We start from the raw sequence: 23114 nt of genomic DNA, 5'->3' as shown, positions 1-23114 counted from the left end.
CCCGGCCTTCCCAAGTCGAGATCCAATAACTAAGGTAAGGCTAACCTTATTCACGTCTGAGCCTCAAGGAGAGACATGAGGCACCCCGTAGCCGCTCCGCCGATCCCGGAACGCATCAGGACTCTCGCCGCCACCGCCACGCCCACACACGTCTCCGTCACCGGCACCGACATCCCGGCCTGTCCCGCACGGGGCGGGGTAGACACGGCGGGACGTCCCGTACTCCTCGTCAAACCCGGCGAGTTCCTGTACGGCACGGCCACGGAGACCCTGGTGACGGTCGACCTGGTCGCGACCCGGGATCTCGGCGGCGTCCAGCGGCCGCGGGGCCTGCTCAAGGTCCAGGGATGGACCCAGGACGTGCCCGGCGAGGAGGCGCGGGAGACCGCCGTCGCCATCGCCGAGCGGTGTCCCGACGATGACCTGCTCGCCGCCCTCGACGGCGGCACGCCGAAACTCCTCCGGCTCGATATCGGCCGGGTGATCTATCTCACCGGGCAGGAGTCCGGCCTCCTCGACGCCGGGGACTATCTCGCCTCGGCCCCGGACCCGTTCCTCGACACCGCAGAACGGCTGATCCGCCACGTCAACGAAGCGCACCGGGAACAGCTCGTCCAGTCGATGGGCAGGCTGACGGGAGAGAACGCCGACGACGCCTGGCTGTGGGAACTCGACCGGTACGGCGCCACCGTGCGGATGCGCGCGAACGAGCTTGTCAGGCTTCCCTGGCCGGTGCCTCTCCCTACCCGTACGGCCTTCGAGCAGGCCGTGACCTGCCTCGTCTGCCCTCACTGAGCCCACCGGCCTCACTGAGCCACTGCTCTCACTGAGCCACTGGCCTCACTGAGCCACTGGCAGCCTCACTGAACCACCGGGGCCTTACTGAACCCGCTGGTCTGCCAGCACTGAACCGCCCGTACTGAACCGCCCGCACTGAATTAACCGACCACCGCCGCTTGGCTCCGTCCGCCCGACAAGGCGGCGGGCGAGGTGAAAGCGGTCGGCTCTCCCGACCGACCGTCAGGGGCACGATTTTCCATCGGCAGGGGCGTTTTCCATCTGCCCGCGGCCACCGCGAGGAGTCTGTCGGACGGCTTACTCCCAGAACCGATCAGGAACGAACCTTGGCCAGAACCAACATCAGGGCCACCCGCATAAAACCCCAGGTCTCCGAGCTGCTGACCCTGCGGGTGCGGCGCACTGAGCGAATCTCTCCCCACTTCATCCGCGTCACCCTCGGAGAGGGGGACATCGGGCGCTTCACCCCCATGGGCTACGACCAGTGGTTCCGCCTGTTCATCCCAGCTCCGGGCAAGCCGCTGCCACGCCTTCCCGACAGGCTGACCATGCTGTCCTACGCCAAATATCTGACGATCTCCAAGGGGGACCGGCCGGCGCTGCGCAACTACACCGTCCGCGCCTACCGCTCCGCGGAGCAGGAGATCGACGTGGACTTCGTCGTACACGAGCCAAAGCCGGGCGCCGCACCCGGGCCGGCCATCGCCTGGGCGGGCGCCTGCCGTGCCGGAGACCAGGTGGCGATCCTGGACGAGGGAGTCTCCTTCAACCCTCCCGCCGACACCGAGCACGTGCTGCTCGTGGCGGACGAAAGCGCGCTGCCCGCCGTCGCCGGAATCCTCGCCTCACTGCCGGATGACACCACCGGCAGAGCCCTCGTCGAGGTTCCCTCGGCCGAGGACGTACAGGACCTGCGCGTCCCATCGGCCGTGGAAGTGACCTGGGTGGTCAGGGGTGATCCGCACGCCGTACCCGGACGCGCGGTGCTGGCCGCCGCAGAGCGGATTCCGCCGCCCGACGGTCCGGTCTTCGGCTGGGTGGCGGGAGAGCAGGCGCTCCCCACCGCCATGCGCCGGCACTGGATCACCTCGGGACTACCCAAGGAGCGCATCGTGTTCTGCGGCTACTGGCGGGCAGAGCGCGGATGATGACGATCTCCGGTCGTGTCCCGCCGCGCCCGGTCCGGCGGCCGACTTGCGGTGGAGTGTGCTCCAGGTTGCATGGTGTGCGGCATGAGAATCGCACTGGGGACCATCCCGTTCGGGACCACGGTGGACGAGGCGACCTCGTTCGCCATCCTCGACCGGTTCGTCGAGCGCGGCGGAACGATCATTGACACGTCGAACAACTACCCCTTCTGGGTGGATGGCGCGACCGGCGACGAAAGCGAGATCACCATCGGCCGGTGGCTCGCCACCCGGCGCAACCGCGACCGGATGACGATCAGCACGAAGTGCGGGGCACGCCCTACCGTTCCGGGAGACCGCACCATGGGATCGGCCGAGGGCCTGTCCGCCCCGGTGATCCGCGCCGCCGTCGCGGGCAGCCTGCGGCGGCTGGGGGTCGAGCACGTCGACGTGTACTGGGCCCACATCGAGGACAGGTCCGTACCCCTGGAGGAGACCGTCGCCGTCTTCGACGAGCTCGTGCTGGCGGGCCTGGTCGGGGAGATCGGCGCGAGCAACCACGCCACCTGGCGGCTGGAGCGCGCCCGGTCGCTGGCCACGGCGCGCGGCTGCACCCGCTACACCCACTTGCAGCTGCGCCACTCCTACCTGCGTCCGAGGCCCGGGGTACGCCTGCCGGAGAGTGGTCACGTGCAGGTCGGCGAGGAGACGCTCGACTATGTGCGCTCCGAAGACGACCTGACCCTCTGGGTCTACACCTCTCTGCTGAACGGCGCCTACGCGGGCAAGCCGCTGCCCGAGCACTACGATCACCCCGGTACGGCCCGGCGGCTCGCCGTGCTCGACGAGGTGGCCGGAGAGCTCGGCGCGACCCGCAACCAGGTGGTCCTCGCCTGGCTCCGGGCGCAGGGCATCGTGCCGATCGTCGGGGTGAGCTCCATCACCCAGCTCGACGAGCTGCTCACCGAGGTCAAGCTCGACGACGAGTTGTCAGCCCGCCTCGATGCCCCCGCTTGATCGGCCTGAGGGGCAGATCCTGAGCAACCCTCGCCGAGCCACCCCTGTCGGATCGCCCTGTCGAATCATCCCTGTCGGGTCACCCCTCCTGAACACGCTTCCTGATCATGCCTCCTGAGCCACCCCTCCTGAACCACCCCTCCTGAACCACCCCTCTTGGGCGGCCGCTCCTGGGCGGCCTGCCCCTCCGGGGGTTACTCCTGCCGGACGGCCCCTGCCGGATCTCATGCGGGTCTCCCCTGCCGGGCCGCCCCTCCCAGGGCGTCGCAAGTCTGGTGGCACGCACCATCTCCCTCGGAGCCGGTTCGTGTTTTCCCAGGCTCGGCCTGCTCCAGGGGCGGTCTCTGCTCCCAGAGGCCGTCCATCGTCCCTGGGGCAGGTCCAGGGGGTGGCCAAGGAACGGCATCGCTCAAGGACGGCATTGCGCCGGGGCAGGGACGGCAGGGGTAGACCGGAGACCGGCGTCTCGGTCGGGCCGCCGTTCGCTCGGAGGCGGTGTCGGCTCAGAGCGGTGTTTTCTGGTGGGTGAGGGGCCGATGTAGATGAACTCCCAGCGGTCGGGGCCGATCTTGCGGCGTTGGTAGCGGTCGGGGTGCCGGTAGCGGTCGCGGTTGTGGTGCTGACACATAGGGCCGAGTCTGGCCAGGTCGGTGCGACCGCCCTCACTCCAGTTGTCGATGTGGTCGATCTGGCACATGCTCGCCGGGAGGGGGCAGCCTTTCACCACGCAGGTGTCGTAGCGGGCGGCGATGGCGCGGCGTTGGGCGGGGGTGGCCAGGCGGGTCTTGCGGCCCATGTCCAGGACCTGCCCCTCGGTGTTCATCACCAGGCGGACCAGGGTGGAGGTGCGGGCCAGGCGGTGGATGTCGGTGATGGGCAGCAGGTGTCCGGTGGACAGCAGCAGCCCGGGCAGGGTGCGCAACACCGACTGCCACCGCCAGTCCCCGGCCCCGAGTCCGCTGTCCCCGAACCCACCGTCGACACTCCAGAAGCGGAAGCCTGTGCCCCTGGAAGCCGCACCCCCAGGGTCCACGCCCCCACGAGGATCGCCCCTGCCGGGATCGCCACCGCTGGGGTCTCCGGGATCGCCGGGGTCGCCGCTGCCGGGGTCGTCCCTGCCGGGGTCGTCCCTGCCGGGGTCGTCCCTGCTGGAGTCGCCGGTGACGGGGTCTGCTGGGTGCGTGCCGAGGTCGGCACCGGCGGGGATGGCTCGGTGCGTGCCGAGGTCGGCACCGGTGGGAATGGTGTCCGCGGTGTGCTCGTCTTCACCGGCCCGGTTGTGGATGCCGGTGCGGGTCCGCGAGCCGCTCTCGGTCTCCGGCTCGTCGACGCTTCCGGGCTCGTCAGTGCCTCCGGTCCCGGCCGCAGCGCCGAGCTCGACCGCTGGGCTGGCCTCGGCCGCGGGGCCGGGCTCGTCGTCACCTGTGGTGGCCGGGCGGATGGGGGTGCGGTCTTCGCGTGAGTTCTCGGCGGGCCACTCAGGACCCTGGCCGCAGGTGGGATCATCGCCCGGAGCCGCGTCCCCCCGGTCGTCCCCTCGGTCGTCTCTGCGGCCGACCCCCGGAAAAGCTCCGGGAAGGAACCCAGGAGCAGGCTCGGAAACGGCGTCGGGAACGGGAGCGGACTCGGGAGCGGGCGCGGGCACAGAAGCGGCGCCGGAAGCGTGATCAGGATCGAGGTCGTCACCGGCGTCCTCGCGGGTTCCCGGGCCGGTCCCTTTGCCGGTCGCACGCGCCGGGCCGTCGCTCCGGCCAGCGTCACCAGGCGCGACGTCACCAGGCACGGTGCCCTCGGGCATGGTGCCGTCGGGAATGGTGCCCTCGGGCATGGTGACATCAGGCACGGTGCTGTCGGGCGCGATGTCACCTGGTACTGCATCGCCGGGCACGGTGTCCTCAGACGCAGTGTCGTCGGGCGCGGTCTTGCCGGGAGTGACGTCGTCAGACGCGGTGCCGTCGGGCGTGGCGTCATCAGGCTCGGTGTCACCGGACGTGGTGCCTTCGGATGCGCTGTCTTCGGATGCGCTGTCTTCGGGCGCGACATCGCCAGGTGCGACATCGCCGGGCGTGGCGTCGCCGGGAGTGGTGTCGCGGGGAGTGGTGCTGTGGTGGGTGGACTCCCCGGGGGCGGTGCCGTGTTCGGAATTGTGGGGGGTGGGGTCGTCGGGGAGGGATTCGGCGTTGATCAACACCAGGAGTTCGGTGGTGATCTGCTGCTCCAAAAGTGCGATCAGCGTGTCGGCGTTACGGACACGGAGCGGCCGGTCATCTCCCTGGGCCTTGGGTTTGGCGTAGGCGTCCAGCAGGGCCCGTAGCCGGGCGGCGGCCTCCCGCGGCAGACGGAACTCCCCCTCCACCCCACCGCTCTCGGTCTCCCGCAACAGCAGAAACCGGGCGTCGTAGTCGGCGTCGGCGTCCTTGACCTCCCCATCGGGGTCCAGGACCGCCCGCAGATACCGTCCCGCTTTGGCGATCTCCTGCGGGCCGGCGGAATCGGCCAGTTCCACAAGGATCGTCTCGGCCTTGGCCGCGTCCTCATCGCTGAGTCCGGTGGTGGCCGCGCAGATCGCCGCCACCACGGCCTCGGTCAGGTTCCCGGCGGCGTACCGTGCTTGTACGTCGGGCAGGCGTGCCAGTTCGATGCCCAGGGCGACGGTGCGGTAGGCCGTCCGGCGGCTCATCCCGCACACCGCTCGCAACCACGTCCGCGTCGAGGCGTGCCCGGCCGGGCGGGCCGCTCCGGCCGCGTGCACCCGCGCGGCCCGTAGGGCGATCGCCGCCTCCAGCCGATCCCGCGCGAACGCCAACTCCTCCACCTGCGCCAGACACACCTCCGGCGAGCCCGGGAGCGCTGTCACCGCCAACGCCAGCGCGGCCTCCCGCACCTGGCTCACCAACGGCCACGAAAGCTCCTCAACTCCGACCACGTCCGCGGAATCCGCCGCGCACGCACCGCTCAGACCACCCGAAGAACCACCCGGAAAACCGCCCGGGGACCCCTCTGCAGGGGCATCTGAGGCGCCGCCCTCAAAAGCATCCGAAGCATCACCCGGGGAACCGCCCGGGACACCGCTGGGAGCATCACCCGGAGGGCCGATCGTCGCAGCACCGGAAGGATCACCTGAGGAGTCACCCGGGGAACCATCCATGAGACCGCTTGAAGCACCAGCTGCGGGGCCGTCCAGGACACCACTGGGAGCATCACCCGAGACGCCACCCCTAAAAGCGCCCGAAGCATCACCCGCGACACCATCTGAGGAGCCACCGGAAGAGACATCCGCAGTCTCCGGGATACGCCGCAGACAGGCGTCATCGTCGCGGTCGTCTATGCGCGCTGGAGGAGCATCCGCCGTAGGAGCCGTACCGGCAAAGGCGGCATCGACAGAGCCGGCCTCACCGGAGCCGCCATCCACCACTCGGCCCAGAGACACACCATCCAGAAGCGCGCGGTCGAGGGAAACGGCGGGAACGGCGGCAAGCCAGTCAGGCCAGCCGGACCACGACGCGGCACCTTCCCGACCAGCGGAGGAACGAGCAGCCGCACGCGCCGACGCCTCGGCCCGCACCGCAGCCCACCACTCAGGCCCAAGCAACGACGGCTCCCGGGAACGCGCAGGACTCGGATCGAACAATCCGAGTGACTGGGTCAGCTCTGCCGGTTCCACACGTCCCCCTTCCCGCGCCCTTCATTTCGAAAATCTGTCTGAATTCTCTCACGCGACCTCCGGAAATGACAACACCCTCTCGAAAGAATTCCAAAGTAAATATGAGAATTAAATGACGCTCACCCCTAATGTCCGTGATGCCGGAAATGGAAGGAAGTGTTGCATTGAGTGGTAATGCGGAGTCGAGAACGCCGTACGTCTAGGTGGGGGGGGTGGCGATCGAGACGAGAATCTGCAGGCCGTCCGGGTGCAGGCGAAGGTGTCCTGGATGGGGGATGGATGATGTGGCGCCGCCGGTGATGTGGATAGAGAGGTGGTGTAGATGGAAAAGGTGCTTTGGATGGAAAGGTGTTTTGGGGGAGAAGAGAGGGAGGTGTAGTGGAAATGTGAGATCGGGGCGGCGGCGGGGGAATCGGCACGGGAGGCGCGTTCAGGCTGAGTATTGGAAGCCCGTTGGTGCCGTGGTCGGCACCGGCTCGGCGACGAGCGCCGGTCAAGCCGTACCTCGGCTTGATCCAGGCCGTGAGCCAACCGGCCTCCGTCGCCCGGGCGTGAACGATAGGGATCCGGGAAGACGCTCGGAATCGTTGCCGCTGAGCATGTGAAGCGGCACGTGAACCAGGGTTTTCGGTTGGTCGATTCTTCTTCGTCACGCCGGTGGATGGTCGCTGTGCCGAGACCCAGGGGGAGGTGGCAGCCTGCAGTCGTACTCTCGATGGTGGGCGGACGTCCGGCCGAGGTCGATAGCCGAAACCGACGGTGGGTGGCGCCAGCGCGCGGCGACGTGGTGCTGCGCGTGCCGTAGCCCGCGCCGAGAGAAACGGCGAGACAAATGACCGAAAGCGACAGCCGAGAGGAACCGCCGAAACCGACGGCTGGGTTGATGGTCGGAGACGATGGGTTGGGATAGAGACCGACACCTCGACCGATACCTGTGCCGCTGGATTTGACCGGCCGGCGACGCACCGCCGTCGGCCTCCACGTCTGCGCTATTCGTAGTCGGTAGCGCTGTTCAGGATGGCGGCGCCGTTGAGAACGGTAGAGCTGTAAAGGACAGCAGCGTTCGCCGGTGGTCCATGGCAACTCCCCAATATTTCACGGAAATATCAGGACATGTCATTGTCCGAGGATGGCGGCTTTCTGGTCGGGACGTCGGGCCTGCGGGGTTTGGCGTACGGGCATCGCCACGTCGAAAGGCGTGGGCTTATCGGACCGCAGACGGTTCAGGGTGAGGACGAGTGTCGTGCCCCACAGCAGGTGGCTTGCGACCGGAAGGGCGTGGCGGCTCATCCGGATCTCGGCGGCGGGCGGCAGCGTGCCGATGGGCGGCATGAGTCCCTGGTGTCCGGCGTACCAGACGGCCAGGCCGTACGCCGCGCCGAGGGGCACGGGGATCCGCTGGCCCGTGGACAGCAGGCCGAGCAGGGCGCCTGAGGCGGCGCCGAACACGAAATGAGAGATCGTCCCGAGCACGCCGTCGCCGGAGATACGCCGGGGGCGGCCGGGGAGAGTGATCCCGGCGATCCGCTTGGGTGGTTGGGGCCCCAGCAGGCCCGCCCTGTCTCCGGCCATCGACATCGCGCTGTAAACGGCGGTCGCGAGGCCACCGCCGATCGCGCCGTTCATCACGTTGCGCATCATGATGGTGGCTTTTCCCGTCAAGACCCGGTTCGAGTGCCCAAGCGTGCTCCGTTCTCGGTAAACGTTCTCGATGTCGTTCCTGGCAGCACCCTCCCGGCTGTTCTCCGGGCTGTTTCCGGTGCCGTCCTCCCGGGCGGTGCCTCAGCTTCCCGCGGCCCTGTCGGGGACGATCTCGCCGAGCAGCCGCTCCCAGTCGGCGAGGAACCGGCGCACGTCATATCGGGCCAGGGCGGCGGAGCGGGCGGCCTTGCCTGCCTGGGCGGCGAGCTCGGGGTCCGTCGCGAACGTCTCCAGGGCGCGAACGAGGGTCGGCAGCTTCGTCGAGATCACCCCCGCCTCCGGGGGCACCGCCTCGACGGCCTCCGTGGTGGCCATCGCGACGACGGGCATGCCGAGCATCATGGCCTCGATGAGCGACAGGCCGAGCGACGTCCAGCGGTAGGGGTGCAGGTAGACCCGCCTGCGGGCGAGTTCGGCGTGCATCTCGCGCTGCGGCAGGTCCTCGAATGCCGCCATGTCATCGGCCAGGCCGAGCGTGGCCGGCAGTCCGGTGACCTTCATCCCGAACACGTCCAGGGGAGCGGCTGCGGCGAACGTCGGCAGCAGGTCGGTGCCCGCCACCCGCCATCGCCGGACCGGTTCGTTCACCACGACACCGGCCCGCGCGAGCTCTCCGGTGTAGAGATGGCCGGGATCGACCACGCCATGCTCGATCACGTGGGTCGGCGCGCGGCCGGAGTCCCAGAACAGGTCGTTGAAATGGGTCACGTGGACCAGCGGGATGTCGGCCCGGTCCGCCAGTGGGTGTCGTGTCTTCGGGACGTCGCCCGCCGGCGTGTTGTGCTCGACATAGACGCCCGGTACGTCCCGCCCCAGCCACTCCCCGGCGAGTTCGATCTCGTGGGGTCGCTGGTAGACGACGAGATCCACATGTTCGGCCGCCAGCCGATCGTACGGAACCTCGTGCACGTTGTCCGGCCACGGATAGGTCCGCGCCCGCCCTCGTCCGTCCGGGCCCCTGTCGGGGGTGAGCGGCACGAGGTAGTCGTGGCCCCCCTGCACGAACGACGTGGTCCACGAGCCGTGGACATGCCACACCATGATTCTCATAGGATCTTCGCTCCCCGTCCATCGATCCTGCCGGTATTCATACCGATGCTTCCCCGAGCAGCCTGTCCACGGCGGTGGTGAGGTCCGGGACGACCTCCGGCGCGGCGGCCACCTCGGCCACCAGCGTCTGAGGGGTCGGCACGAGGATGGCCCGAGCTCCCGCGGCCAGGGCCGCCGCCACGTCCCGTCCGATGTCGCCGACGACCACGCAGTCTCCCGGGCCGACCCCGAGGATCTCCGCCGCCCGCAGCACCAGCCCGGGGGCGGGTTTGCGGCATTCGCAGCCGTCGTCGTCATCGTGCGGGCACACGGCCCACACGTCGAACGGGCCGAGCAACTCCTCGACGCGGGAGTTCACCTCGCCCAGCGCCACCGGGCTGATCAGACCCCGCGCGATCCCGGACTGATTGCTGACCACCCCGATCGGCACCCCCGCCCGGCGCAGCCGGTCGAGTGCCGCCCGTGCCCCCGGCACCGGCTCCACCCGATCCGGATCGGAGTTGTACGGAACATCGTGGATGAGCGTCCCGTCGCGATCGAACAGCACGGCGGCCGGCAGCGAGGCGGGCCGGTCGATTCGATGAGCCAAGTCACCTCCCGGAGGACAACTCCCGGCTACCCGCGGGGTCAGGTGACAAACCCGGCTGTTCGCTACGGAGAGTAGCAGTTCTTGAGCCTGAGCCCTTTGTACGGCGACTTCTCCGCAAAGCGGTGTTTAGAACCGCTTCTCTCGGTAACCAGACACGCACCGCGCAACGGAGGTAACCGATGCGATTCCTGGGTGAAATCAGTGCAGTCCTTCCCCCGAGGGGCCGCTCGTGATCGGGACGGTTCTCGTGGTCCGGCCCGACAACGCGGGCGACGTCCTGCTCGCAGGTCCGGCGGTTCGCGCCGTGGCCGCGAACGCTCGTAGGGTCGTCCTGCTCGCCGGGCCGCACGGCCGGGCGGCCGCGGCGCTGCTGCCCGGGGTGGACCAGGTGCTGGAGTGGCGCACGCCGTGGATCGACCCCGGTGGTGTGCCGATGACCGGCCGGCACGCCAGCCGGCTGATCGACCAGGTGCGGCGGATCGCTCCGGACGTGGCGCTGATCCTCACCTCGTTCCACCAGTCGGCGCTGCCGATGGCGCTGCTGCTCCGGCTGGCCGGGACGCCGAGGATCGCGGCGATCAGCCCCGACTACCCGGGGTCCCTGCTCGACGTGCGGCACATCGTGGACGAGAGCGTGGACGTACCCGAGTCGGAACGGATGCTCGACCTCGCCCGGGCCGCCGGCTTCGAGCCGCCCCCCGGTGACGACGGGCGCCTCGCCGTACGGGAGCCCCTCCCGAACATGGAGCATCTCACCGGCCCACCCGGCTATGTGGTGGTGCACCCGGGAACCAGCGTGCCGGCCCGGGCCTGGCCGCAGGAGCGGTGGGCCGAGGCCGTGCGTGAGCTCGCGGCCGCGGGTGAGCGGGTGATCATCACCGGTAGTCCCGGCGAGCGCGCGCTGACCGCACGCATCGCACGCGCCGCAGCCGACCCACACGCCCTGCCCCTCGTCCCACCCCTTGGGATGGATCTGGTCCTGGATCTGGGGGGTGCGACCACGTTCGCCGGGCTCGCCGGCGTGCTCGCGTCCGCCTCCGTGGCCGTCGTGGCCAACACCGGACCCGCCCACCTCGCCGCCGCGGTCCGTACCCCGGTGGTCAGCCTCTTCGCCCCCGTCGTCCCCGCGGCACGCTGGGCGCCGTACGGCGTACCGGTCGAGCTGCTGGGCGACCAGCGAGCGCCCTGCCGGGGAAGCAGGGCGCGTATCTGTCCCGTTCCCGGCCACCCGTGCCTCTCCTCGGTCCGTGGCGAACACATCGTCGAAGCGGTCCGCCGCCTAGCCGCAGTGAAGGAGAGCGTCCCATGAGAATCGCCCTGGTTTCGGAACACGCCAGCCCGCTGGCCGCCATCGGCGGCGTCGACGCGGGCGGGCAGAACGTTCACGTCGCCGCGCTCGCCGTCGCCCTGGCCGAGCGGGGTCACGAGGTCACCGTGCACACCCGGCGCACCGATGCCGGCCAGCCGGACACCGTGGTCATGGCTCCGGGCGTGACCGTCGACCACGTGCCGGCCGGGCCGCCCGAGCCGGTGCCCAAGGACGAGCTGCTGCCGTACATGCCGGCCTTCGCGGCGCATCTCGCGCGCAGGTGGGCCGTGGAACCGCCGGACGTGGCGCATGCGCACTTCTGGATGAGCGGTCTCGCGACGCTGTCGGCGGCCGGACGCCTCGGCATCCCGGTCGTGCAGACTTTTCACGCTCTCGGCACCGTCAAACGGCGCTGGCAGGGCGATTCCGACACCAGCCCGCCGCGGCGTCCGGCCGCCGAGCGGCAGGTGGGCCGTCAGGCGACCGCGGTCATCGCCACGTGCGGCGACGAGGTCCGCGAGCTGGTCGCGATGGGCGTGCCGGACGAACGCATCTCGGTGGTGCCCTGCGGCGTGGACCTGGAGCTGTTCCGCCCGGACGGCCGGGGCACGCCGCGCGGTGAGGGGAATCGGCCGCGCGTGCTCAGCATCGGACGTCTGGTCCCGCGCAAGGGTGTGGACACGATCGTCCGTGCGATGCGCCAGGTGCCCGACGCCGAGCTCGTCATCGCCGGCGGTGATCCGTACGACGACGAGGGGATCAGGTTGTCCGCGCTCGCCGAGGCGTACGGCCTGGCCGACCGGGTGCGACTGATCGGCAGCGTCGCCCGTGCCGATGTCCCCGCGCTGATGCGCTCCGCCGACGTGCTGGTCACCGTGCCCTGGTACGAGCCGTTCGGCATCGTGCCGGTCGAGGCGCTGGCCTGCGGGGTGCCCGTCGTGGCGTCCGCCGTCGGCGGTCACCTCGACACGGTGTCGGGATGCGGCCTGCTCGTGCCGCCGCGGCGGCCGCGTGCGCTGTCCCGGGTGCTGCGTGACGTGCTGGCCCGTCCCGATCTGCGCGCCGCCCTGTCGGCCGCCGGTCCGCGCCGTGCCCGCGCGCGGTACGGCTGGCCGAGGGTGGCCGCCCAGACCGAGGCCGTGTACAGGATCCTGATCGGTGAGCGGACCGGCCATCTCGGCGGTTCTCCCGCTCTCGGGAGTTCGCGGGGTCTCGGCCGACTCGCGGTGGCTGGAGGTTGAGATGCATCCTCATCTGGCCCGGCTGAGGACCGCCCTTACGGCGGTGGATCCGGACACGCCCAAGATCTACGCATGGGGGTGCAAGCTCGCCGGCGTGCTGATCGAGGGCGGGCGGCTGCTGGTCTGCGGCAACGGGGGATCGGCGGCGGAGGCCCAGCACCTCACGGCGGAGCTGGTGGGGCGCTATCGGGCCGACCGGCGGCCCTACGCCGCGATCCCGCTGCACGGCGACACCTCCGCCATCACCGCGATCGGGAACGACTTCGGGCCGGACGAGGTGTTCGCCCGGCAGGTGCACGCACACGGCAGGCCCGGAGACGTCCTGATGTGCCTGTCGACCAGCGGGACCAGCCGCAACGTGCTCGCCGCCGCCGACACGGCGCGCGGGTGCGGCCTCACGACCTGGGCGCTGACCGGACCGGCGCCCAACCCGCTGGCGGAGCTGTGCGACGAGGCCATCGCCGTTCCCGCGTCCGACACGGCGACCGTCCAGGAGGTGCACCTGACCGTGATCCACATGCTCTGCGACGTGATCGAGAAGGCGTGCGCGTGAACGGACGACACAACGGACGGGACAACGGACGACATGACGGGCGACGCGGCGGGCGTCTCAACGGGCCCCTGGTCATCGTGGGCGACTCCCTGCTGGACGTGGACGTAGAGGGTGACGCGGGGCGGCTGTGCCCGGACGCGCCGGTCCCCGTCGTGGAGGGACGGGCCGAGCACCACCGCCCGGGTGGAGCCGGGCTGGCCGCGCTGCTGGCCGCCCGCGAAGCCGCCGAGGTTGTGTTGATCACCTCGATCGGGGACGACGCGCCGGGCCGTCGGCTGCGTGATCTGCTCTCGGGCTCCGTCGAGGTCATCCGCCTGCCCATGGAGGGCGCGACGGTGTGCAAGACGAGGGTGCGCGCCCGGGGGCAGACCCTGCTCAGGATCGACACGGGCGACGGGCGTCCCGTGGTCGCCGGTCCGTCGGGTGAGGCGCTTCGCTGTGCCGCTGACGCGCTTCGCGGGGCGAGCGCCGTTCTCGTCGCGGACTACGGCGGGGGCGTGGCCGACGTGTGTCGGGAACAGCTGGGAGAGCTCGCCGTCCCCGTCGTTTGGGATCCCCATCCCCGAGGCTCGCTGCCGGTTCCCGGATGCGCTCTGGTCACGCCCAGCGAGGCCGAGGCGCGGTCGCTGTTCCGGGATCCGCTCGGCAGACCCGACGGCAGACCACACGAGAGACCACACAGCCGATCACATGATGGGTCGCCGCGCGCCGAGCCGTACGACGGCTCGTACGACGGTTGTCCGGAGCGGGTGGCACGCGGACTGGTACGCGACCTCGAAGCGGAGGCGGTGGCGATCACATTGGGGGAGCGCGGGGCCGTGCTCGCGCGTAGAGGCGGCCGGTGCGTCCCGGTGCCCGCGCCAACGGTCGCCGTCGGACGGGACGTCTGCGGGGCGGGAGATCGCCTTGCGGCGGTGGCGGCGCTCGCGCTGGCGGACGGCGCGTCCACCGAGGACGCGGTGGTCGCGGCGGTCGGCGAGGCCACCCGGTTCGTCGAGGAGGGCGGCGCCGCCGCGCTCCGGATGCCCTGCCCCGCCCCGGAGCCGGCCACGCCGTACGCTCCGGGCGCCTCGGCCTTCGACGTGGCGGCGTCCGTACGGGCGGCCGGCGGCCGCCTCATCGCCACCGGCGGCTGCTTCGACCTGCTGCACGCCGGGCATGTGAGCCTGCTGCGGCGGGCGCGTGCGCTCGGCGACGCGCTCGTGGTGTGCCTGAACTCCGACGATTCCATCCGCCGGCTGAAGGGGCCGAACCGCCCGCTGGTGGGTGAGCGGGACCGTGTGGAGGTGCTGCGGGCGCTGGGCTGCGTGGACGCGGTGACCGTTTTCGAAGAGGACACCCCTTCCAGGGCGATCGAGAGGCTGTGTCCCGACGTGTGGGTGAAGGGCGGCGACTACACCGAACGGGCGATGCCCGAGGCGGAGGCCGTCCGCCGGGCGGGGGGTGAGGTCGTGATCCTGCCGAGCGTCCCCGGATACTCCACGACCGGGCTGATCGCCGCAGCTCAGGCCGTCTCCTGAGGTTCTCGCTGGTCCTTCGCCCCGCGTTCCCTATGTCACGTCCTACGTCACCTGTTACGTCAAGGAAAGGGACTGAATCGATGCTGGGAAACATTCTGATCACCGGTGGCGCCTCCGGCCTTGGGCGGGCTACCGCGCTCGCCGTCGCCAAGGAAGGCGGCCGCCCGCTGGTGATCGATGTGAACGAACCGGACGGTGATGTGGACCACGTGCGTGCCGACCTCGCCGACCGGGGGCAGGCCGAGCGTGCGGTGCGTGAGCTCGCGGAGCGTGCCGGCGGGCTCGACGGTGTGGTGACCGCCGCGGGAATCGACGCGTGCGGGCGCCTTGAGGACATCCAGGCGGCGGACTGGGAACGGGTGATCGCCGTCAACCTTCTCGGCACGGCTTCGGTGATCCGGGCGGCCCTGCCGTACCTGCGCGAGAGCGGGGGCAAGGTGGTCACGGTCGCCTCCACCCTGGGGGTGCGCGCGGTGAGCGACGCGACGGCCTACTGCGCGGCCAAGTTCGGCGTGGTCGGGTTCACCCGGGCGCTCGCCGCCGAGCTCGCGGGCCAGGTGGGGGTGACGCTGCTGATCCCGGGCGGTATGCACACGAACTTCTTCGAGGGACGGGAGGAGAAGTATCGGCCGGGGCCCGATGCGAAGCTCAACCAGCCCGAGGACGTGGCGGCGGCCATCGTCTTCGCGCTCGGCCGTCCCGAGGGCTGCGAGGTGCGGGAATTGGTCGTCTGCGCCTCCACGGAGACGTCGTGGCCCTGAGCCGTACGGAGACCGGCCGTACGGAGACCGGCCGTACGGAGAGCGACGGGCGTCCCGTGCTCCTGGTGCTGCGCGGGCTGGGACTGGGTGATCTGCTGACCGCGGTTCCGGCGCTGCGCGCCCTGCGGCGCGCCCATCCGGAGCACCGGATCGTGCTGGCCGCGCCCGCGCACCTGGGCGGTCTGCTGCCGCTGATCGGCGCGGTCGACGACCTGATCGACGTGTCCGGGCCGGGTCCGGTGCCGATGGGTCCGGTGCCGATGCGTCCGGTGCCGATGGGTAAGCCAATGGGTACGGCGTCGCTGGGTACGGCTCCGTCGAGTACGGTGCCGTACGGTTCGGCTGGTTTTGTGGATATCGCCGTCAACCTGCACGGCAGCGGACCGCAGAGTGTCGTCGCGCTGCGCCGCGCCCGGCGGCTGCTCACCCACGCGCATCCGGCCGTACCCGGCGTGGCCGGGCCACCCTGGCGGCCCGAGATCCACGAGGTGCGGCGATGGTGCGAGATGCTCGAGTGGTACGGCATCGCCGCCGATCCGGGAGATCTCGCGCTGCGCGATCCCGGTCCCGGCCGGTGGGCGGGTGCCGAGGTCGTCATCCACCCGGGCGCCGGATATGCGGCCAAGCGGTGGCCGCCGGATCGGTTCGCCGAGGTGGCCGCGGAGCTGAGCCGCCTCGGCCACCACGTCGTGATCACGGGAGGGGCGACGGAGATCGCTCTCGCCCGCCAGGTGGCGGTGCTCGCCGGTCTGCCGGCGGCACATGTGCTTGCCGGCCGTACGGATCTGCGGGAACTGGCCGCACTGACCGCCGGCGCCAAGCTGGTGATCTGCGGTGACACCGGAATGTCCCACCTCGCCACGGCCGTGGGCACGCCGTCGGTGGTGATCTACGGCCCGGTCTCGCCCGCCCTGTGGGGGCCGCCCTCCGGTCATCCGCATGTCACGCTGTGGGCCGGGCGGACCGGTGATCCGTACGGCGACCGGCCGTCGGAGGGACTGCTGGAGATAGGTGTCGGCGAGGTCCTCGACGCGGCCCACGAGCTGCTGCGGACCCGGTCGGTCGATCGTCGAGAGGGGCGTCAACCGGCGGACAGCGCACGCGAGGCGGTCTCGACGATCTCCGCCAGCCTGCCGCCGTGCGCGCCGCGCCAGTAGACCCGGCCGCAGGCGAGGCAGCGGGCGAACGTGTCGTAGGTGCGGCGCGTTCCCGGCAGCAGCTCCGCCTCGACCTCGCCCTTGCCGACCGATGACAGCGGGCCGTTGCACGCGGTGCACCGCGTCCAAGGGGCGAGCGGGGGCCGGAAACGGTCGAGCACGTCGAGGAACTGCTCCAGGGGCCGGGTGCCGCGGACGTGGGCGCCGAGCCACAGCGCCCGGCGGCGCAGAATCCCGCGATCCTGGGTGAGCAGCACCCTGCGCTCCGCGCCCGCCTGCGCGATCAACGCGTCGTCGTCGAGGTCGTTGCGGTAGGCGACGTCCACCCCCACCAGCCGCAGCCATCGGGCGAGGGTGCCGAGATGGACGTCGAGAACGAATCGGGCGGCCGGAATGGGCTGCGGCCGGGACATCCCCGGCACCTCCACCACGTCGCGGAGCCGGGGACGGTACGAGGGAGCGACCGGGCGGCCGCCGACGAGAAGTCCGCCGACCTCGGTCAGCGGCACTCCCGCCGACTCGATCACGTGCCCGAGCGACGACGTGCCGTCGTAGGGAAGCCGCAGCTCGTCACGTCGGCGTCGGGGTGGCAGGAAGATCCACAGCTCCGACGCGAAGCGTACGGACAGTTCTGCCTGTTCCACCCGTCCAGCATGTCAGCTCTGCCCGGCCGAGCAGTACGTGCAGAGCAGTACAGGCCGAGTAGTACCGACCTAGCAGTACAGGCCGAGCAGTACTGACGAGCAGTGCGGCCCGGCCGTCGGTCGCCGGGGGGCGAGGACGGGCCGGGCCGCGGCGGGAGGCGATCAGGCGTTGGCCGCCGCCCCGGTGCGGGCCTGGACCGCGGTCAGCAGGCCGACCACGACCGTGACGCCGCCGGCGATCCAGGCCGTCCAGGCCGCGGCGGCGTCGCCGTCGAAGCCGAAGGCCCAGGGCGACACGAACAGCAGGGCGCCGAAGGCCGCGGTGACCCAGGAGCTCGCCCCACCGGCGCCGAGGATCGCCCACAGGGCGGATACCAGGAGAAGCGCTCCGAGCAGGAGCAGCGGCTGGCCCGCCGCGCTGACGTCGCTCGCCCAGAAGAATGCGGCGAGGATCGAGACCAGGCCCGCGAGCAGGGCGACGATGTCGGACAGAGATCTCGTGAGGTCCATCCGTAGCCTCCGAACATGAGAGGTGACCCGTTGCTTCGAAGGTCTGCTTGATTGACCGCCCGGTCAACACTCCGCCACGTCAGGGTTCCCTAACCGACCGTGGCCGCCGGCCCGTGGGGAGCCGGCGGCCATCGTCTCGGTGTCGTGTGGCTGCCGCGGTTCAGACGGCGCGGTTCGGATGCAGCCGTTCAGGCGTCGGGCGTCAGGGGATCAACGACCGCCGCCGACGTTGACCGTCGCCTTGTTGTAGTTCTTTCCGTTTCCTTCCGGCTTGTAGTTCTTCTCGGCGTTGCCCGCGAGGTCCATCGAGAACCAGTGCACCTCGGTGGTCTTGTCGATGGTGATCGGCTGGGCGCCTTCGCGCATGCCGGCCGCGGTCAGCTTCGGCGAGTTCAGCGTGGGACGGCTGCCGTCGAGCGTGTAGTAGATGTTCGCCGGCTCGTCGACGGTGAAGGTGAAGGTCGCGGAGGTGTCGGTCCTGCCGGTCACCTCGAGCCGCGACTCGGGACGGTTCTTGTCGTGCGCGTAGGCGCGGGCGACCTCGAGGATGGCGATCTGGCCGTTGGCGAACTCCATGGCCTCCTCGTGACCCTCGCTGAACGGCGGCTGGAAGCCGACCGCCGTGTAGCGCTTGGTCTGCGGGTCGTAGATGTCCGCGCCGACCTCGAAGTCCCAGCCGATGATGCCCCGGTTGTACCAGTGCTCGTCGGCGCTGTTGCCGGCCGCGGAGTACAGCACGTCGATCACCGGGCCGGTTCGGCCCGGCCAGATGGCCGTACCGCGCCAGCCCTGGACGGCGGACAGGATGTGACCGGAGGCGTTCCAGAAGAAGTTCTCCGTGCCGAGGTCCGTCCGCGGCAGGGTCTCCCGCCCGGCGGTCTTGTACGCCCCCGGAGGCCACATGAAGTAGCCGCCGTAGGAGTGGGTGTTCATCGCGAACTTGATGTTCGGGTACTGCTCGGTGAGCCACACCTGGTTGCGCGCCTCCGGCTCCGAGAGTTCGGCCGGGCCGGCGTAGGTGTCGCTGGTGCAGTTCGTCGAGGCGCCGTTGTAGCCGTCGCGTACGGAGCCGACCGTGAAGTTGCGGTTGAGGTCGACGCCCCAGGAGTTGCGCGCCGCCGGGTCGCCGAAGTTGGCCGCGCAGTGGTTGGTCATGTTGCGGCGCTGCATGTTGAAGTCGTACAGCGAATAGTGGCCGCCGTCGGGGTTGGCCGTCGGCATGATGAAGATGTCGAGATCGTCAACCAGCTTCTTGGTGCTCGCGTCCTTCGCGTAGTTGCGCAGCAGCCGCTCGGCGGTCTCCACACAGGTGATCGGGGTGACCCACTCGCGGGCGTGCTCCTGGCAGTAGAGGAACACGCCGGTCTTCGACCCGTCCCGCTGCTTGCCGATGCGCAGCGCCTTCACCTGGAACGGCTCACGCGAGACGCTCGCCGGCGCCTTCAGATTGTCGGTCAGCCTGGTCGCGGAGGCCGCTGCCACCACACCGGTGCCCGTGCCGGTCCGGTAGAGGCTGGCGGTCAGCAGCGCCGAGGCCGCCGCGTCGGCGTTGAGTGCGTCCACGACCTGACGCGCCGTGCTGGAGATCGCGCCGGACGCGTTCGTGGCCAGGTTGACCACGACGTCCTTGCCGTTCACCGCGACCGACAGCGGGGCCGCGGCGGTGTCGGGCTTGACCAGCGCGATGCTGACGTCGTTGCCGCCCTCGCTCCCGTACGCCTTGGAGCTCACGTAGAACATGCCGGCCGTGGTGGTGCCGAACTGCGCCTGGGCGAGGCGGCGGTAGCCGTTCGTCTTGTACGGAAGATCGATGATCTGCGAGATCTTCGGGAACTCCCGGGACAGCGCCACGATCCGGTCGGTGACCTCGGTGGGGTCCATGTAATGGTCGACGAAGTCCTGCACGTAGTGCTTGCTCGGCGCCTTGCGCGGCGCGCCGAGCCACTTGGTCACCGGCACGGTGATCGAGCCGCCGCGGTTGCTGGTGACGGTGACCTCGGCGGGTGCGGTGTCGACGGGCAACGGGGAGTTGAACCGGTGGTACATGTACTGCCCGGCGTCGGTGAAGCGGGACATCGTGGCGGTGCCGCCGTCCCAGGTCACGGTGAGCACGGTCTGGGCGTCCGTGGCGCTGGTCTTCACCTCGACCGAGAGGAAACGCTGATCGTCGAGGCTGGTGAACCACTCGGCGCGCAGCGGGGTCAGCGTGTCGGCCTCCTGGACGGCGGCCTGCGCGGATGCGAGGGCCTGCCGCCGCTCGGCCTGGTTCTCCGCGAAGTCGCTCTGGTCGGAGATCACGTCACGTACGTCGAAGCCCTGGTCACGCAGGCTCTGGGCCTCCTGCGGGCTGAGCACGGCATGGACCTCGATGCCGCCGTCGACCGGTTTGGTGTATTCCGCGAGGTCGACATCGAGAGCGGCGAGCCGGTCCAGGCCCGTCTGGTCCGGCACGACGATCCGCATCAGCGCGACGCCGTTCTGCTCGGTGCTCGGGAGTCGGTCGGGGGCGATCTCAGTTGTCTGGGGGGATGGATCGGCGAAGGCCGGTAGCGAGGTCAGGCCGATGACGAGGGGTAGGGTGAGCGCGGTCGCGAGGCGCCGCATTCTTCTCCCGCCGGGGACACTCCTCATTGAGATTCCTCCATCGGGCGCGGCTGCCGGGGAGGGGGCCAGCCCGGCAGGATCACGCGAATGGGAGCAGTCTTGGCGAAGGTAGCAATCTTCGTCAACCCGGCATCGATTACGAATTCAGGATGATTGCCCTGAGGCGTACGAGATGTCGTATGAGGGGTTAGACACCGCGGATCCGGGGGAAGCCCCCCCGGATCCGGGTGTCATTCGAGGCCCTATCTGGGCCGATTCCTTGAGATCGTCACTCGGGACCCGCTATTGAGACCGCCTACTTGAGACCGCTGTCCACGGCGCTCATCAGGGTGCCGGTGTCGCCGGACATCTCCCAGATCATCGCGCCGAGCAGGTTCTTCTCACGCAGCCAGGCCATCTTCTTTCCGATCGACCAGGTGTCGTCGAAGGACCACCACTGCCCGCCGTCGCCGGTGTAGCAGTAGCTCGCCACCGCCTGCTCGTCGTGCTTGACGTTGCAGCCCGGCACGCTCGCCACCAGGTTGGAGTATCCGCGGGTGCCCGCCTCCTCCTGGAACTGGCCGGGGGCCGCGCCGTTCGCCGACTGCCACTCGCCCGACTTGCCGCCGTCGGCGACGCCCTGCCAGCCGCGGCCGTAGAACGCCAGGCCGATGGTGATCTTGCGCGGGTTCACCCCCGCGTCCAGGTACTCCTGGACGGCGTTCTCCACGCTGAAGTGGAACGAGTAGGGGTCGTCCACGTCGGTGAAGAGGTTGCCCGCGTGCCCGGTCCGGTTCGGCTCCCAGGAGTTGTCGCTGCCCGAGCCGTGGAAGTCGTAGCCCTGGACGTTGAAGATGTCCATGTACTTGTTGACTTCGGGGAGGTCCCAGCCGGCCTCGATCTTCGCCGGGTCGGCCGGGGTGAACGCGGTGAGCTGGTAGCGCTGGCCGGTCTCCTGGGTGAGCGCGTCGAGTTGCTTGCGGAACTCGGCGATCAGCTTGGTGTTGTTCTCCTTGTCGTTCGGGCCGATGTGGTTGCCGGCGTGGCCCTCGGCGCCCGGCCACTCCCAGTCGAGGTCGATGCCGTCGAAGATCCCGGCGGCGCTGCCCGGGCCACCGGCCGCGTTGTAGGTCGGCAGGTTGCCCTTGATGTACATGTCGATGCAGGAGCTGACGAACTTCTTCCTGGACGCGTCGGTGGCCGCCACGTCGGAGAAGTACTTCGAGTACGTCCAGCCGCCGATCGAGATCAGCACCTTGAGGTGGGGGTACTTCGCCTTGAGCTTGCGCAGCTGGTTGAAGTTGCCGCGCAGTTTCTCCCACCCGGTGTCGGCCACGCCGTCGACCGACTGGGCCGAGCTCATCGGCCTGCCGTAGTCGGCGTCCGCGTCGCCGGCGCCGTCACCCTGGTTGGGGTCCTGCGGATCGGACGACGTGCCCTTGGTGACCCCGTTGAGGCAGGTCAGGTTGACCGGGTCGATGTTGGCGAAGGCGTAGTTGAGGTGGGTCAGCTTCGCCGCGGCGCCCGTGGTGTCCAGGTTCTTGACGAAGTACTGCCTGCCGTAGATGCCCCACTGCACGAAGTAGCCCACCCGGGCGTAGCCGTCTTCCACGATGTCGCCGGTCTTCGCCTTCACCGGGTCACTGGCCGCGGACACGTTGTCGTACTGGTCCCTGGCGCGGACGGTGAAGGTGTACTCCGTGGACGGCGACAGGCCGGTGACCTTGGCCGAGGTGCCGGTCACCGAGGTGGCGAGCTGCGAGCCCACGAAGACCTCGTATCCCGCGACGCCCTTGTTGTCGGTCGAGGCGTTCCAGGAGAGCGAGACGCTGGAGGCGTCGGCACCGGTGCTGCGCAGGCCGGTCGGCACGGTCGGCGGCTGGGTGTCTTCGGCCGGGTCGTTGGTCGTCACCTTCAGCGCGGCACTGGCCGGGGAGAGGTTGCCCTTGCGGTCCTTGGCCTTGACCGTGAAGGTGTACTCGGTCTTGGGCGTCAGGCCGGTCACGGTCGCGTTGGTCTCGGTGACCGTCGTGGCGAGCGCGCCGTCCTTGTAGACCTCGTAACCGGCGAGCGGGAGCGTGCCGGGGGTGGCCGCGTCCCACTTGAGCGAGACCGACTTGGTGGTCTTGACCGGCGAGCTGAGGTTGCCCGGCGCGGACGGCGGGGTGTCCGGCGCGCCGTCGCACTGGAGGTCGTTGACCCGGCAGTTGCTCGGCTCGACCCCGGTCCTGCTGAGCGTGAAGGTCGGGCTGTACGGCTCGGTCGACCTGTTCGCCGCGATGGTGGTGTTGTAGTAGGCCGGGCTGAGCGTGACCTTGGTGCCGGTCTGGCTCAGTGATCCGTTCTGGGCGTTGCTCGCGGTGACGCCGGCCGGCAGTTCGAACGTGATCGTCCAGCCGTTGAGCGCGGTGCTGCTGTTGTTGCTCACCACGAACTTGCCCTGCGTCCCGTTGCCGGTGAACTCGGCGGTCAGCGGGGCGGGCGGTGGCGGCGGGTCACCGCTGCCGTCGCAGTTGGCACGGTTGATGGTGCAGCTCGTCGGCTGCACCGGGGAGCTGAGGGTGAAGGTCGGGCTGAACGGCTCGGTGTTGCCGCCCGCCCGCACGGTGTCGATGTAGAAGGCGGGGGTGAGCTTCACCTTGGTGCCGCTCTGCGAAATCGTCGCGTTCTGCGGGTTGCTCGCCGTCACCCCCGCCGGCAGTTCGAACTGGATCGACCAGCCGGTGATCGCACTGCTGCTGGAGTTGCTCACCACGAACTTGCCCTGGTTCCCGTTCAGGCTGAACACCGCCGTGAGGCCGGTGGCGGCGTGAGCTGGAACGGCCATCGTGATGAGGAGCAACAATGCGGTGAGTAAAGTCGCTGCTCGGCGCATCCGGCATCCTCTTTT

The 23114-nt window shown here is 70.0% G+C and carries 17 protein-coding genes; 9 read left to right on the top strand and 8 right to left on the bottom strand.

Annotated elements, in window-relative coordinates; all coding sequences use genetic code 11:
- Positions 1–75 precede the first annotated feature (75 nt).
- The 3 genes from AP234_RS01815 to AP234_RS01805 all read left to right on the top strand — a co-directional run bounded on the left by AP234_RS01815 (position 76) and on the right by AP234_RS01805 (position 2942).
- Entirely contained in the window at positions 76–795 is a 720-nt protein-coding gene (locus AP234_RS01815; RefSeq protein ID WP_055477732.1) for a DUF2470 domain-containing protein, read from the top strand.
- Between the two features lie 329 nt (positions 796–1124).
- Positions 1125–1946 (top strand): siderophore-interacting protein, encoded by an 822-nt coding sequence (locus AP234_RS01810; protein ID WP_200926187.1) that lies wholly within the window; start codon positions 1125–1127, stop codon positions 1944–1946.
- 84 nt (positions 1947–2030) lie between these two features.
- Positions 2031–2942 (top strand): aldo/keto reductase, encoded by a 912-nt coding sequence (locus AP234_RS01805; protein WP_083501767.1) that lies wholly within the window; start codon positions 2031–2033, stop codon positions 2940–2942.
- Between the two features lie 409 nt (positions 2943–3351).
- On the opposite strand, the gene AP234_RS01800 is transcribed toward AP234_RS01805, so the two are convergent.
- From AP234_RS01800 to AP234_RS01780, 4 genes are all read right to left on the bottom strand, one after another.
- Entirely contained in the window at positions 3352–5835 is a 2484-nt protein-coding gene (locus AP234_RS01800; RefSeq protein WP_235557949.1) for an HNH endonuclease signature motif containing protein, read from the bottom strand.
- 1887 nt (positions 5836–7722) lie between these two features.
- Positions 7723–8247 (bottom strand): DUF6789 family protein, encoded by a 525-nt coding sequence (locus tag AP234_RS01790; protein WP_063842734.1) that lies wholly within the window; start codon positions 8245–8247, stop codon positions 7723–7725.
- Positions 8248–8388: 141 nt separating this feature from the next.
- The gene (locus AP234_RS01785) at positions 8389–9357 is read right to left on the bottom strand and encodes a glycosyltransferase (protein ID WP_055477728.1); all 969 of its coding nucleotides are present in this window, start codon (positions 9355–9357) and stop codon (positions 8389–8391) included.
- A 37-nt stretch (positions 9358–9394) separates the two neighbouring features.
- The gene (locus tag AP234_RS01780; protein ID WP_235557908.1) at positions 9395–9946 is read right to left on the bottom strand and encodes a D-glycero-alpha-D-manno-heptose-1,7-bisphosphate 7-phosphatase; all 552 of its coding nucleotides are present in this window, start codon (positions 9944–9946) and stop codon (positions 9395–9397) included.
- Between the two features lie 229 nt (positions 9947–10175).
- Between AP234_RS01780 and AP234_RS01775 the strand changes: the two genes are divergently transcribed.
- From AP234_RS01775 to AP234_RS01750, 6 genes are all read left to right on the top strand, one after another.
- On the top strand, positions 10176–11255 hold the full coding sequence (locus tag AP234_RS01775; RefSeq protein ID WP_055477727.1) for a glycosyltransferase family 9 protein: 1080 nt from the start codon (positions 10176–10178) through the stop codon (positions 11253–11255).
- Positions 11252–12496, top strand: a complete 1245-nt coding sequence (locus AP234_RS01770; RefSeq protein WP_055477726.1) for a glycosyltransferase — start codon at positions 11252–11254, stop codon at positions 12494–12496. The genes AP234_RS01775 and AP234_RS01770 overlap by 4 nt, the downstream gene beginning before the upstream one ends.
- 1 nt (position 12497) lies before the next feature.
- Positions 12498–13049, top strand: coding sequence for an SIS domain-containing protein (locus AP234_RS01765; RefSeq protein WP_055477725.1), 552 nt, complete (start codon positions 12498–12500; stop codon positions 13047–13049).
- Positions 13046–14569 carry a PfkB family carbohydrate kinase gene (locus AP234_RS01760; RefSeq protein ID WP_083501766.1) on the top strand — a complete coding sequence of 508 codons (1524 nt, stop codon included), beginning with the start codon at positions 13046–13048 and terminating at the stop codon, positions 14567–14569. The genes AP234_RS01765 and AP234_RS01760 overlap by 4 nt, the downstream gene beginning before the upstream one ends.
- A gap of 80 nt (positions 14570–14649) precedes the next feature.
- Positions 14650–15330 (top strand): SDR family oxidoreductase, encoded by a 681-nt coding sequence (locus AP234_RS01755; RefSeq protein WP_055477724.1) that lies wholly within the window; start codon positions 14650–14652, stop codon positions 15328–15330.
- Entirely contained in the window at positions 15321–16487 is a 1167-nt protein-coding gene (locus tag AP234_RS01750; RefSeq protein WP_063842733.1) for a glycosyltransferase family 9 protein, read from the top strand. Before AP234_RS01755 ends, AP234_RS01750 begins: the two co-directional genes overlap by 10 nt.
- On the opposite strand, the gene AP234_RS01745 is transcribed toward AP234_RS01750, so the two are convergent.
- The 4 genes from AP234_RS01745 to AP234_RS01730 all read right to left on the bottom strand — a co-directional run bounded on the left by AP234_RS01745 (position 16412) and on the right by AP234_RS01730 (position 23051).
- On the bottom strand, positions 16412–17131 hold the full coding sequence (locus AP234_RS01745; protein WP_055477723.1) for a Mut7-C RNAse domain-containing protein: 720 nt from the start codon (positions 17129–17131) through the stop codon (positions 16412–16414). The two genes, AP234_RS01750 and AP234_RS01745, sit on opposite strands and share 76 nt — an antisense overlap.
- 162 nt (positions 17132–17293) lie before the next feature.
- A complete protein-coding gene (locus tag AP234_RS01740; protein ID WP_055477722.1) occupies positions 17294–17641 on the bottom strand; it encodes an SPW repeat domain-containing protein in 348 nt (115 codons plus the stop codon).
- A 210-nt stretch (positions 17642–17851) separates the two neighbouring features.
- Positions 17852–20245 (bottom strand): M14 family zinc carboxypeptidase, encoded by a 2394-nt coding sequence (locus AP234_RS01735; protein WP_055477721.1) that lies wholly within the window; start codon positions 20243–20245, stop codon positions 17852–17854.
- A 295-nt stretch (positions 20246–20540) separates the two neighbouring features.
- On the bottom strand, positions 20541–23051 hold the full coding sequence (locus AP234_RS01730; protein ID WP_235557907.1) for a glycosyl hydrolase family 18 protein: 2511 nt from the start codon (positions 23049–23051) through the stop codon (positions 20541–20543).
- Between the last annotated feature and the right edge of the window lie 63 nt (positions 23052–23114).

It is taken from the genome of Sphaerimonospora mesophila, assembly GCF_001417795.1.
GTDB lineage: Bacteria > Actinomycetota > Actinomycetes > Streptosporangiales > Streptosporangiaceae > Sphaerimonospora > Sphaerimonospora mesophila.
This window is presented reverse-complemented; position numbering and strand designations above follow the sequence as displayed.

Excerpts from the sequence above, each read along its gene's own strand:
- AP234_RS01815 (WP_055477732.1), top strand. The coding sequence starts at position 76 with ATGAGGCACCCCGTAGCCGCTCCGCCGATCCCGGAACGCATCAGGACT.
- AP234_RS01805 (WP_083501767.1), top strand. The coding sequence starts at position 2,031 with ATGAGAATCGCACTGGGGACCATCCCGTTCGGGACCACGGTGGACGAG.
- AP234_RS01790 (WP_063842734.1), bottom strand. The coding sequence starts at position 8,247 with ATGATGCGCAACGTGATGAACGGCGCGATCGGCGGTGGCCTCGCGACC.
- AP234_RS01785 (WP_055477728.1), bottom strand. The coding sequence starts at position 9,357 with ATGAGAATCATGGTGTGGCATGTCCACGGCTCGTGGACCACGTCGTTC.
- AP234_RS01770 (WP_055477726.1), top strand. The coding sequence starts at position 11,252 with ATGAGAATCGCCCTGGTTTCGGAACACGCCAGCCCGCTGGCCGCCATC.
- AP234_RS01765 (WP_055477725.1), top strand. The coding sequence starts at position 12,498 with ATGCATCCTCATCTGGCCCGGCTGAGGACCGCCCTTACGGCGGTGGAT.
- AP234_RS01755 (WP_055477724.1), top strand. The coding sequence starts at position 14,650 with ATGCTGGGAAACATTCTGATCACCGGTGGCGCCTCCGGCCTTGGGCGG.
- AP234_RS01740 (WP_055477722.1), bottom strand. The coding sequence starts at position 17,641 with ATGGACCTCACGAGATCTCTGTCCGACATCGTCGCCCTGCTCGCGGGC.
- AP234_RS01735 (WP_055477721.1), bottom strand. The coding sequence starts at position 20,245 with ATGCGGCGCCTCGCGACCGCGCTCACCCTACCCCTCGTCATCGGCCTG.
- AP234_RS01730 (WP_235557907.1), bottom strand. The coding sequence starts at position 23,051 with ATGGCCGTTCCAGCTCACGCCGCCACCGGCCTCACGGCGGTGTTCAGC.